Origin of the sequence: Flagellimonas allohymeniacidonis, from assembly GCF_004296335.1 — a bacterium.
In the GTDB taxonomy this organism is placed as follows: Bacteria; Bacteroidota; Bacteroidia; order Flavobacteriales; family Flavobacteriaceae; genus Flagellimonas; species Flagellimonas allohymeniacidonis.
In genome coordinates this window covers 1,454,271-1,467,829 of the sequence record NZ_SGIU01000002.1, presented here as the reverse complement: position 1 = coordinate 1,467,829, position 13,559 = coordinate 1,454,271, and the positions used below count along the sequence as shown (strand labels likewise).

Genomic DNA, 13,559 nt, shown 5'->3' with positions numbered 1-13,559 from the left:
TGGCGGGTTTTTTATTGTTATAGGTTTTTTCTTTTGATGACCATTGAACCTCAGAAGTTTATTCAACTACCATAATCTGTCCTTCACCTCTTGGCAAAATAAGGTTGCAATTCTTAAAGGTATTCAGCTCATCTGGATGCTTAATCTACTTCTTTTGCACCCAATGATCTTTCCGTAGCAACCTTAAAGATAGTGGAGACGGTTTACCAAGACATCTATCCACCCTCTCAATAAACAGTTAATTCAACTATCCATAAGCTAACTCTATACTCAATTGAATAATACGATTATGGAACAAGATAAGCGAGACTCTATCCCTTATCTTTTTAAGAAGCCAAGCCCTACATTCCAGGGCAAATGGGACGATCCTGACTATTCAACCGGAAAACCTGTTTAATCGAGTAGACAACCGGTATAGATGTGGTTTGGTGAATATCGTAATTTTATCCCCTATCTGAAGACGTACCAAAGTACCAACACTACACCAATAATTCCAAGTGTCATCCAGATTTCCTTGCCCTTGAAAATACTCTCTTTGTCCTTGTCTCCATACTTGTAGGTCAAGGTAGGGTCTAGTTCTTTTGACGTTTTCTGCGTACTTAAACTAACTACCACCATAATGACGATGCTAGTAACAAACAAGAAAATTGCATAGTGAAGAAAGTTCATATGAACCATAGTACCCAAGAGTGAGGTCTCAGAGATGGTAAGCCCGCCCTCTTGGCTCATAAACTCCAACACTAACCTACCAATACCTAAAACAAAGCCTGTCCACAATGCGGCCAAAGCCCCTCGCCCATTGATTTTTTTATAGAATATCCCCAGTAAAAAAGCAGCGGCAATCGGTGGTGAAATATAGGCCTGTACACTTTGAAGGTACTTATAAATACCCCCGCCTTCGGTCAACTTCCGCATAAATGGAATCCAAGCCAAGCCCACAATCACCAATAGAATTGTAGCTATTCTACCCACCATCACCAGCTGTTTTTCAGAAGCATTGGGTCTCCACTGTTTATAGAAGTCGAAAGTGAACAAGGTTGACGTACTATTGAAAACACTGGATAATGAACTCATCAATGCTGCTAAAAATCCAGCCACCACCAATCCCTTGAATCCAACGGGAAGTACCCTAAGAATCAATGCCGGTAGAGCAGCATCCGTTGTGGTCTTTGTTTCACCGGTAATCGGATTGGTAACCGTGAACATATCCGGAAACTCGGTAACCGAAAGTGCATAAGCCACAATTCCAGGTATAACAAATATGAACAAAGGAAGCAACTTTAAAAAAGCGCCAAAAATGGTCCCCTGTTTAGCCACCTTAATATTTTTTGCAGAAAGCACACGCTGCACAATAAACTGATCCGTACACCAATACCAGATTCCTAGAATCGGAGCTCCAAGTAAAACTCCCGTCCATGGATATTCCTTATTTCTCCAAAGACTCATGAACGTGTCAGGCTCTGGGGCATTATCCTGAATCGCCAGCATAACGTTTTCCCACCCCCCAATGGCCTGCAGGCCAAAATAAGTGGCGGCGGCTCCACCAAGAATAAAAATTATGGACTGTACCATATCCGTATAGATAACCGCTTTCAATCCACCAAATACGGTGTAAATTCCGGTTGCAATAACGGTTACAATGGCACCGGTCCAAAAAGGAATACCCAACAGCACCTCAAACACAAGGGCTCCGGCAAATATGGTAAAGGATATTTTGGTTAGAACATAGGAAATAATGGAAATTAAGGACAGATATACCCTAGACCCTTTATTATAACGCTTTTCTAAGAATTCAGGCATTGTGAATACTCCGCTCTTAATATAAAATGGAACAAAGACCCATCCTAACAACAGCAAAATAAGAGCAGCTAGAATTTCAAACTGAGCTTCTGGAAAAGCACCTCGAGCACCGGAACCCGATAACCCAATCAAATGTTCCGAACCAATATTACTGGCAAATAATGAAGCGCCTATCGCGAACCAACCCAGGTTTCGACCCCCTAAAAAGTAGTCTTTGGAGCTCGCTCCGCTTTTTTCTTTGACGGTAACGAACCATGCAATTCCAAAAACCAATAAAAAATAAAGAGCAATTACTATAAAATCGAGGATATTCAAATTTCCCATTTGTAAAAGTTTGGCAGGTTGATGTATCGCAATTTAATTATTTTTTATTAGTGCGACCGCAAGTTTCCCATTTTGAACGCCCTCTTTGATAACTTTCAACAACTCTTGTTTTTTTTGTGCCGTCCTTCTTGAATAAGATAACATTTGGTGACCCATTTGTGATAACTTTTTTTCTGAGTTTACTTAAATTGCCTTTCTTTTTGCGGATAGCGTATGCGAAGTGGGTTGCCATATTGGTTTTTCTTGATTTTACTGTTGGTATCATGTACAAAACAGCCTAAACTATTTACCGAAGTTGATGCTTCTAAATCTGGGGTTAACTTTGTAAATGAGCTAACGGACACCCCAGAACTCAACATACTTTCCTATTTGTATTATTATAATGGGGGCGGTGTGGCTGCTGCAGATTTCAATAACGATGGATGGATAGACCTCTTTTTTACGGGGAATCAAGTTCAAGATGAACTATACCTGAACAAAGGAAATCTGACATTTGAAAAAATTACCAAGGAATCTGGAATTGAAACCTCGGGAAGCTGGTCCACCGGGGTTAGCCATGTAGACATCAACAATGATGGTCTTCTCGACATTTACATTTGTAAAGCTTCCAATCACAAAAACCTAAAAGGGCAAAACCTCTTGTATGTGAACCAAGGGGTCAATAAAGATGGCACCCCGCTATTCGAAGAAATGGCTGCTGAATATGGATTGGATTTCGCAGGATTAAGTACCAAAGCCGCTTTTTTCGACTATGATTTGGATGGAGATTTGGATATGTATTTGATGAACCACTCCGAACATCCCAACCGTACTTATGGAAAAGGTGCCCAAAGAAAAGGGTTTGATGCCCTGGCTGGAGATGTCTTATTTCAGAATCAAGACGGATACTTTGAAGAAGTCAGCAAGGAAGCTGGCATTTTTCAAGGAAAGTCGGGATATGGACTGGGACTGTCCATTGGTGATGTCAATAACGACGGTTACCCTGACATCTATTTGGGAAATGACTTTTTTGAGAACGACTACCTCTATCTCAACCAAAAAGATGGCACCTTTAAAGAAATCATATCCGATAACAATGCACATTTAGGACATACCACCCATTATTCCATGGGAAATGAGATAGCGGACCTTAACAATGATGGTCTTTTGGATATCATTTCATTGGATATGCTCCCTGAGGACCTCGAAACGTACAAAACCTCTGGACAGGAATATGGCTATCCCATCTACCAACAATATTTAAGAAATGGATATGCTCCCCAATACATGCGAAACACTTTGCACCTCAACCTTGGAGGCTCCAATTTTTCAGAAATTGGATTTCTAAGTGGAATTGCTGCCACCGAATGGTCCTGGGGTGCTCTCGCAGCCGATTTTGACAATGATGGATATAAGGACCTTTTTATCTCCAATGGAATAAAAGGGGCGACAAATGACATGGATTACATGAATTTCATAGCCAACGATGATATTCAAAAACGAATCGGCTCAGGTATGAACGAAAACGATCTGCCCATTGTTGATGAAATTCCCGAAAAGAAGGTTCCCAACTATTTTTTTAAAAACAACGGAGATCTAACCTTCCAAAATGTGTCCGAAAACTGGTATGGCAAGCAGGCCACATACAGCCACGGTTGTATCTATGCGGACTTGGACAACGATGGAGATTTGGATGTTGTGGTGAACAACCACGAACAGGTAGCGAGCATACTGGAAAACACCTCACAAACAGGCTCTTATTTAAAAATTTCATTTGAAGGACCCGAACACAATCGTTTTGGTATAGGTGCCCGTGTTGTCGCTTACATGGGACAAGAACAAGTCGTCAATGAAAATTATCCCAATCGCAGCTATTTATCCTCGGTACCAGCTTACATTCATATGGGTTTAGGAAATGTGGCTACCCTTGATTCCCTCAAAGTAGTTTGGCCTGGCGGAAAGTCTGAGGTGCTTGAAGCCATTCCAACGAATTCTTCAATCAAAGTCTCCTTTAAAAAGGCCACCTCATCAACAGAAAATAAAACCCAGCCGGAGAACACCCTTTTAGAAGCTAATGACAGTTTGGTAAAATTCATCCATAAAGAACAGGCCTCATTGGATTTCGACCGGGAGCCCCTAATTCCCTTTGCCGATTCCAATAACGGGCCAAGTATAGCGATTGGTGACGTAAACAACGACGGCAAACAGGATGTATTTTTCGGTGGCGCCAAAGGACAACAGAACGCCTTGTTTATTCAAGGGGAAAATGGCGGCTTCGAAGCCGATACCACTTTTTTGGACCAAAACAGCATTAATGAAGCGACTGCCAGCATTTTCTTTGATGCCAATGGTGATGGCCAAGAGGATTTGCTGATTGCTTACGGAGGCAACGAATTTAAATCGGGAAAACCTCTGCAGCCTACCTTACATTTAAATCAACAAGGAACCCTTATTGAGCAAGTCGATACGTTCAAGGGTGTGGAAATCAACGCATCGGATATTGCTGTTGGGGATATCGACGCTGACGGGGATTTGGATATCTTTCTCGTGTCCGATAGGGTCCCTGCAAGTTTCGGAAAAACACCGAGGCAGTTCTTACTGGTTAACGATGGCACTGGTAAATTCGAAGACCAAACGCAAAAACTTATACCCCAACTTGAGTATTTGGGAAATATTAAGGATGTTGAGATAGTTGATATTAATCAAGATGGACTGCCAGATATTGTCGTAGTTGGGCATTGGATGCCCGTCTCCGTTTTTATCAACCAAAAAGATGGATTCACCCTTCAGGAAGGAAATGGGTTGGAAAACACGGAAGGCCTGTGGAACTCACTTACTCTGGGAGATTTTGACAATGATGGTGATTTGGATTTCATTTGTGGTAATTGGGGGTTGAATTCCAAGTTCAAAGCATCAAACAATGAACCAGTAAGCTTGTATCGAAATGATTTTGATAAAAATGGTTCGGTTGAACCATTGGTGACCTATTATCACCAAGGCATTGAAACTCCTTTTGCTTCCAAAGATGATTTGACAAAACAGATGCCTTTTTTAAACAAAGAGTATCTTTCCTATAAGAAGTTTGCACAAGCCTCTTTAACTGACCTTTTTGGAAAAAATTCGCTCTCAGAATCAGAAAAGAAATACGTATACACGCTCCAATCTGCTTATTTTGAAAATAACGGCCAAGGTAATTTCACTAGTCGACCATTGCCCCAAATAGCACAGGCCTCACAAATTAACGATATTGCCATCAATGATTTCAACAATGATGGGTATCTTGATTTGTTAATTGTGGGTAACAATCACCATATTAGCACCCAATTGGGTAGGTTAGATGCTTTTCATGGGCTAATTTTACGGAATGACACCAAAGGGAACTTCTTTTGGGACCAAAACCAGCATCTACAGCTGAATGGCGTTGTAAAAACAATACGAGAAATTAAGATTAACGATAAAACAAGTTTTGTGGTAGGTCGAAATGACCAAGCCACAGTTGTACTGCAGAAAAAATGAAAATGGAAATGAAGGAATATGCACTATTGTTTTTTAGTCTTCTGTTGATTTTCACCTCTTGTTCGGACAAGGAAAAGAAGGAAGAAACCAGCGAAACCTCAAAGACACTTTTCACCTTGCTTTCCCCGGAGGAAACTGGGGTCACCTTTGTAAACAGCGTAGAAAACCAAAAGGACTTCAATATTTTTAAGTACCGTAACTTCTACAATGGTGGTGGAGTAGCCATTGGCGATATCAATAACGATGGCCTTTCCGATATTTACCTTACCGGTAACATGGAAAAGAACAAACTCTATTTGAACAAAGGCAATCTGCAATTTGAAGATATCTCTGAACAAGCAGGAGTCACCGGTAGCAAACCTTGGTCCACTGGCGTGGTTATGGTTGATATCAATGCCGATGGACTGCTCGACATTTATGTTAGTAATGCCGGAAATTTGGAAGGAAATAACCACGACAATGATCTGTACATCAATAATGGCGACCTAACTTTTACAGAAAAGGCGGAAGAATACAACCTCGCCAAAACTGGATTCTCCACACATGCTTCCTTCTTCGATTACGATAAGGATGGCGACCTCGATGCCTATATTTTAAATAACAGTAACATCCCTGTGAGTAGTCTTGGATATGCCGAACAGCGTGAAGTAAGAGCTCAAGATTGGGAAGGAGTTCCCCATATTTTTCGGGGTGTGGGCGATATGCTACTTCGAAATGATAATGGAAAATTTGTTGATGTTAGTGAGGAGGCTGGTATTTACGGAAGCCTAATAGGCTTCGGTCTTGGCGTTTTGGTCACCGATATCAATCAAGATACCTATCCCGATATTTATGTTTCCAATGATTTCTATGAACGAGATTATCTGTACATCAACCAAAAAGATGGCACCTTCACGGAAGAAATCAAGGAATATACTTCCCATTTGAGTCTTTCGGCCATGGGAATCGATATAGCCGACATCAATAACGATGGCCATAACGACATCTTTATTACTGATATGCTTCCCGAACCCGAAGTTCGGGTGAAATCGGTGATGGAGTTTGAGGGCTACAACATTTTTGACCTCAAAAAGAGCAAAGACTTCTATCAGCAATACATTCAAAATACCCTTCAGCTGAACAACGGTAATGGATCTTTTTCCGAAGTAGCCTATTATAGCGGTATCGATGCTACGGATTGGAGTTGGGCCGGACTCATATTCGACATGGATAATGACGGCCTAAAGGATATTTTCGTCACCAATGGTATTAACCATGATTTGACCGATCTTGATTTTGTGGATTTCTTCGCGAATGAGATCATTCAAAAAATGGCACTTACCGGAAGAAAGGAATCCATAGACTCCATCATCAATAAAATGCCGATTAAGCCACAACCCAATTATGCCTATAAAAACAATGGTGACATTACCTTTGACAACGCCAACAAGGAATGGGGCTTTGATTTACCCACCCGTTCCAACGGTGCTGCTTATGGTGATTTGGACAACGATGGGGACTTGGATCTGGTCATCAACAATGTCAATACCGAAACTTTTATTTATAAAAACAATACCAATTCGATCAAGGAAAACAACTATATCCAATTGAAATTGGTGGGGGAAGGGCAAAACAAATTTGCCTTAGGATCTCTTGTTCAATTTTATTTTGGTGACAACATTATTAACCAAGAGTTAATTCCTTCTCGTGGCTTTCAATCTTCTGTAGATTATATAATGACCTTAGGATTGGGCAAACACAAAACCCTGGATTCCATTCGAGTGATTTGGCCTAACGACAAGACCATTTTGATGACGAACGTTACATCCAATAAGCAACTGACTTTGAACCAATCCGATGCAACAGACGTATACGTGCCCCATCTGAAGCGTGAAACCAAATCCCTACTTAGAGAGCTGGACAATTCGAAGTTGATGGCACATCAGGAAAACAATTACAATGATTTTGACTATGAAGGTTTGATCTATAAGAAACTTTCCCAAGAGGGTCCTTCTTTAGCGATTGGTGATGTGGATGGTGATGGCAACGAGGATATTTTTGTGGGCGGAGCCAAAGGAGAAACCGGATTCATTTATAAACATCAAGGGAACGGTTCCTTTTCTGTATCAAGACAGACTTCTTTCAACAGCGATGAAAATTTAGAGGATACTGCCGCAGCCTTTTTGGATGCAGATGGGGACGGCGACTTAGACCTCATGGTGGGGTCTGGAGGAAACGAATTTACCCAAGAGCGTCAATATCGTCCACGACTATACTTAAATGACGGAAAAGGAAATTTTTCCAAATCCGATCAAGTGCTACCTTCGGTATTTAAGAATATTGCAACCATTGCACCAAGCGATTTTGATGGTGATGGAGATGTGGATGTATTTATAGGTTCACGCAGCGTTGTTGGTGTATATGGTCCTAGTCCTAACCATTTGTTCCTAGAGAACAGGGATGGGGAATTTGTGGATGTTACCGAACGACGAGCCTATGACCTTAAAAATGAAGGAATGGTCACCCACGCGGTTTGGGCCGACATAAACGGCGATCAAAAACAAGATCTTATCACAGTATCCGAGTGGGACACGCCAAAAATTTATACGAATTCTGGAAGAAGGATTTCAAAAATGGATTCTACCTTGGATAGTCTAGCGGGTTGGTGGAATACGGTTGAAGCTGTTGATTTGGATAAAGATGGGGATTTGGATTTGGTATTGGGTAATCAAGGTGAAAATCTTCACTACAAACCGACCGAGGGCCAGCCCATGAAAATGTGGATCAACGATTTTGACAACAATGGGACCATTGAACAAATCGTTACCATCAACGAGAATGGAGGGGATTACCCCATACATCAAAAGAAGGAACTCACCGGACAGCTCGTATCCTTAAAAAAGCAAAATCTCAAGGCTTCAGACTATGCCCGTAGAACCATTCACGAGCTTTTCCCCAAGGAAGTCTTAGAACAGTCCATCGTAAAACAAAGTGCAATCTCGGCTTCTGTGATTGCCATAAATGATGGAAACGGTAAATTCTCGATTAAAAAACTGCCCAGTCGTGCCCAATTGTCCTGTATCTGTGGAATTACTTGCACAGATGTAAACAATGATGGTCATCTGGATTTGATCATGGCTGGAAATAACTTCGAATTCAAGCCTCAATTTTCACGACTGGACGCCAACTATGGAAATGTTCTTTTGGGCGATGGAAATCTTAATTTCGAATGGAAAAACTACGATGAAAGTGGCTTCTTCATCCGCGAAGAAGTTAAGCATCTTGGGGTGGTAAAGGATAAAAACAACAAGAGATTCGTGGTAGCAGCGATAAATGATGGAAAACCCAAAATCTTTGCACTTGATGAATAGGCTTTTTGTAGCTCTTTTTGCCAGTCTGCTGTTTGTGGGGTGCAAAAAGGAAGGTGAACTCTTTTCAACGCCAGCACCAAAGAAGACAGGAGTCAACTTCATCAATACCATTACCGAAACTGATGATCTAAATATTTTGGATTACCTCTACTTCTACAATGGAGGTGGTGTGGCCGTAGGGGACATCAACAATGATGGCCTACCTGACATCTATTTTTCTGGAAATCAGGTAAAGAACAAGCTTTTCATCAACAAAGGAGATCTTCAATTTGAGGATGCTACGGATAGCGCTGGGGTAGCAGGGAACAGTTCTTGGAACACGGGCTCTACAATGGCCGATATCAATGGGGATGGTTGGCTGGATATTTACGTCTGCGCAGTCGTGGGCATCAATGGTTTTAATGGCTATAACGAACTCTTTATCAATAACCAAGATGGCACATTTACCGAGAGTGCTGCAAGCTATGGTTTGGATTTCGATTCCTATAGCTCATCTGCGACTTTTTTGGATTATGATTTGGATGGTGACTTAGATCTTTACCTGCTCAATCATGCAGTTCATACCTCAGAATCATTCGGAAAAGCCAGTCTTCGTCTTCAACGTAATTATGAAACCGGGGACAAGCTCCTTAGAAACGATAATGGCAAATTTGTTGATGTTAGTGAGGAAGCTGGAATTTTTGGAGGCATCAATGGGTACGGTCTCGGAGTCGCAGTTTCCGACTTCAATATGGATGGCTACCCCGATATCTACGTCGGCAACGACTTCCATGAAGATGATTATTTCTATTTGAACAACGGTGATGGCACCTTTACTGAAAGTCTTCGGACCTACTTTGGGCACACCTCCCGATTTTCGATGGGTAGCGATGTAGCTGATATCAATCATGATGGCCTTCCCGATCTTATCTCACTGGACATGCTTCCTGCAGAAGAAATCCCCCTAAAAGCTTCGGAAGGGGATGACAACATCCAGACCCAAAAACTTCGGGTTCAACAATATGGGTACCACTACCAGTTCACCCGAAATATGCTTTATGTAAATCAGCCCGATGGCAAATTCATGGAAACCGCACTTTTAAGTGGAATCGCAGCTACAGACTGGAGTTGGGCACCTCTTTTTGCGGATTACGACCAAGATGGCGAGCAAGACCTTTTCGTTGCCAATGGAATCCCGAAACGGCCCAATGATCTTGACTTCATCAAATTTGTCTCTAGCGACCAGATTCAAAATAAGATAAGCAACACCAAATTGGTGGATCAGCAAGCCTTGGAAATGATGCCGTCCGGCGTGCATCATAACTATATTTTTAAAGGGAAAAAAGGGCTCGCTTTTGAGGATAAATCCGAATCGTGGATTGTGGGTGATGCCCAGATTTCGGGAGCCACGGCTTATGGGGATTTGGATAATGATGGGGACCTTGATTTGGTGGTCAATAATTTGAATGCCCCAGCTACGATTTATTTGAACAAAACCAATGACGAAGCTAATTTTCTAAAGGCAAAAATCAAATATCGGGGCAAAAACACTTTTGGTATTGGAACCAAAGCATATGCCTACACCGATGGGCAAGTTCAATTTAAAGAATTGTTTCCTTCTCGAGGATTCCAAGCTTCTTCTGAACCCATAGTCCATTTTGGTTTAGGAAAATCAGAAAAGGTGGATTCGCTCAAGGTCATCTGGCCTAACCAAACCTTTCAGGTTTTGAGGAATGTCCAAGCGAATCAGCAGTTGATCCTTGCACCCGAAAATTCCAAACCCTACATCTATCGGAAAACAAATAATTCACCACTGTTCAAAAAAGTTGAGGGGAATTTGGGGATTGACTACCTACATAAGGAAGATAATTATGTGGATTTCAATCGAGAGAAATTAATTCCCTACAAACTATCAGACCGAGGCCCAGCAATGGCAGTCGGCGACTTGAACCAAGATGGAAAGGAAGATATTCTTTTTGGAGGCTCTAAATTTTACCCAGCACGTGTTTTTGTGCAACAAGACAGCACTTTTGTGTTTCAAGATCTCGAAGAAATCAAAAAAGACTCCGTCAAGGAACAGATATCCGCGGTAATCGCTGATTTCAACGGAGACCTTAAAAACGACATTATCCTTGGTGCCGGGGGAGGCGACTTTTATGGTAAATCCAAACCCCTCACCGAAACCTTTCTCATACAAACAGACTCTATTTTTACCGAAGGTACTGTTCCAGAAATCTTTCAGAATACCTCGGTTGTGAAAACTTGCGATTACGATGGTGATGGAGATTTGGATATCTTTATTGGTGGCCATGCCGAAACTGGAAGCTTCGGAAAACCGGTGCCTTCCCATTTATTGAAAAATGAAAATGGTTCCTTTATCATTGACAATACTTTCAACGCCATACAAGGAATGGTTACCGATGCTCTTTGGGATGACTTTGACAATGATGGCCAAAAAGACCTGATTGTCATCGGGGAGTGGATGTCGCCCGTTTTTTTAAAAAATCAAAATGGCCGTTTCGAAAAAGTCTCCGATTTAAGACTCAATGGCCTTTGGCAATCCATTCATTCGTTCGATATAGACGGAGACGGTGATCGAGATTACCTACTGGGCAATTGGGGCACGAACAACAAGTTCAAAGCCTCACAGGAAATGCCTCTACGGATGTATTTTTATGATTTTGATGGAAATGGTCAAACAGAAACAGTTACGGCCATACCCAAAAATGGAAAATACTATCCCATTGAAGGATTGGATGGGCTTTCTGGGCAAATGGAATTTTTGAGAAAATCCTTTACCTCGTACACTTCTTTTGCCGGGAAGTCGATAGAAGAAATTTTTGATGAAGCTACTTTATCAAAAGCAAAGGTATTAGAGACAACCCTTTTGGCCTCTGGGTATCTAAAGAATGAGCAAGGGAGTTTCTCCTTTGTTCCCTTTGAAAATGAACTTCAAATTGCACCGATAATGGACTTTATCTCTTATGATTTTGACGGGGATGGGGCTATGGAGGTTCTGGTCGGAGGCAATTACTTTGGGGTAAAACCGTATCACGGTCGTTTTGATTCTTTCCCAGGAGCATTGATAAACAATGAAAATGATATAATTTTGGGGAGCCGACTTGGTTTGGATTTCACCCAAAAATCCCTAAGGCACCTTCATGTATTGGAAATCAATAATGAGCCTTATCTGTTGGCTGTTTTTAATAATGCTGAAGCAGAAACCTACCAAATATTAAACAAATAAAAAGGATGATGATGAAAAAAATTGGAGCACTATCGTTGTTGGTGATGTTGATGGTCACCTCCTGTCAGAAAAAAAATGAACCTATTGTAATTACCGCTGAAGATTATCACGCCTCTGTTGATAAGGTGACCGGGGTAATGATTCATGATATCTTCTCCCCTCCTGTTGCCAGTAGAATTTATGCCTATCCTAACATAGCTGCATATGAAATTTTGACTCGGAAGAATGAGGATTATAATTCGCTCTCGGGCCAACTCCATGATTTTGGGGCAGTACCGGAACCTGAGTCCACCGAAAACTTAAACTATGATCTTGCCGCCTTGATTGCCCATATGGATTTGAACCGCAGGCTGATATTCTCTGAAGATCGCATTATTGCCTATAGAGATAGCCTTTATTCCATTTGGGAGGAAATCAATGAGAAGGAATTCAACATCTCAAAGGACTACGGACTTAAGGTAGCAGAGCATGTGGCCCAATGGATGGACAAGGACAATTACAAGCAAACGCGTACCATGCCGAAATTCACCGTTAACTCCGATGAACCTTCAAGATGGCAGCCGACGCCTCCTTCATATATGGATGGCATTGAACCCCATTGGAACAAAATAAGACCTTTTGTAATTGATTCTGCGCCACAGTTCAAACCGACACCTCCTCCTCCCTTTTCTATGGAAGAAGGTTCCGATTTTTTTAAGGAAGTAAAGGAGGTATACGATATCAGCAATGAAATCACTGCCAAGGGAGATGATTCTGAAGAAGTGGCCATTGCCCAGTTCTGGGACTGCAACCCCTATGTTTCTGTGACCCGAGGACACTTGATGTTTGCTACCAAAAAGATTACCCCAGGTGCTCACTGGATTGGTATTGCCAAAATTGCATCTCGAAATACGGATGCCGATTTGGCCAAAACAGTTTATACCTATACCAAAACATCCATCGCTATAGCTGATGCATTTATTAGCTGTTGGGATGAAAAATACCGCAGTAGTCTTATAAGACCAGAAACCCTTATCAACGAGCATATTGATGATAGCTGGGAGCCAGTGCTTCAAACACCTCCGTTCCCAGAATATACCAGTGGCCATAGTGTGGTTTCGGGAGCGGCTTCCGTGGCCCTCACAAGTATTTATGGGGATACCTTTGCTTTTGACGATGATACCGAGGTTGCCTATGGACTTCCTGTGCGGTCTTTTAACTCTTTCTACGAAGCTGCGGACGAGGCGGCTATAAGCCGAATGTATGGTGGCATTCATTATAGGGCAGCGGTAGAAATTGGGGTAAAACAAGGTAGGGACCTTGGAAAATTTGTAGTGGATAACTTAAATATGTACAACGAGTCCGGACTCGCTTCAAACTAAACT

The 13,559-nt window shown here is 41.8% G+C and carries 5 protein-coding genes; 4 read left to right on the top strand and 1 reads right to left on the bottom strand.

Translation table 11 applies throughout. The annotated features are described in order from the left end of the window. Positions 1-450 precede the first annotated feature (450 nt). Entirely contained in the window at positions 451-2,124 is a 1,674-nt protein-coding gene (locus EW142_RS15130; RefSeq protein WP_130615284.1) for a sodium:solute symporter, read from the bottom strand. A 243-nt stretch (positions 2,125-2,367) separates the two neighbouring features. Here EW142_RS15130 and EW142_RS15125 point away from each other — a divergent pair, with 243 nt between their 5' ends. The 4 genes from EW142_RS15125 to EW142_RS15110 are packed head-to-tail and all read left to right on the top strand — an operon-like array spanning position 2,368 to position 13,556. Beyond that, positions 2,368-5,619, top strand: a complete 3,252-nt coding sequence (locus EW142_RS15125) for a VCBS repeat-containing protein (RefSeq protein WP_313790922.1) — start codon at positions 2,368-2,370, stop codon at positions 5,617-5,619. Between the two features lie 8 nt (positions 5,620-5,627). Beyond that, positions 5,628-8,969 carry a CRTAC1 family protein gene (locus EW142_RS15120; protein ID WP_417935790.1) on the top strand — a complete coding sequence of 1,114 codons (3,342 nt, stop codon included), beginning with the start codon at positions 5,628-5,630 and terminating at the stop codon, positions 8,967-8,969. Next, entirely contained in the window at positions 8,962-12,195 is a 3,234-nt protein-coding gene (locus EW142_RS15115) for a VCBS repeat-containing protein (RefSeq protein WP_130615279.1), read from the top strand. Before EW142_RS15120 ends, EW142_RS15115 begins: the two co-directional genes overlap by 8 nt. A gap of 8 nt (positions 12,196-12,203) precedes the next feature. Beyond that, positions 12,204-13,556 carry a vanadium-dependent haloperoxidase gene (locus tag EW142_RS15110; protein ID WP_130615277.1) on the top strand — a complete coding sequence of 451 codons (1,353 nt, stop codon included), beginning with the start codon at positions 12,204-12,206 and terminating at the stop codon, positions 13,554-13,556. Positions 13,557-13,559: the final 3 nt, after the last annotated feature.

Bases quoted from the DNA above. Each gene is read 5' to 3' on its own strand.
- EW142_RS15130 (WP_130615284.1), bottom strand. From the start codon at position 2,124: ATGGGAAATTTGAATATCCTCGATTTTATAGTAATTGCTCTTTATTTT.
- EW142_RS15120 (WP_417935790.1), top strand. From the start codon at position 5,628: ATGAAGGAATATGCACTATTGTTTTTTAGTCTTCTGTTGATTTTCACC.
- EW142_RS15115 (WP_130615279.1), top strand. From the start codon at position 8,962: ATGAATAGGCTTTTTGTAGCTCTTTTTGCCAGTCTGCTGTTTGTGGGG.
- EW142_RS15110 (WP_130615277.1), top strand. From the start codon at position 12,204: ATGATGAAAAAAATTGGAGCACTATCGTTGTTGGTGATGTTGATGGTC.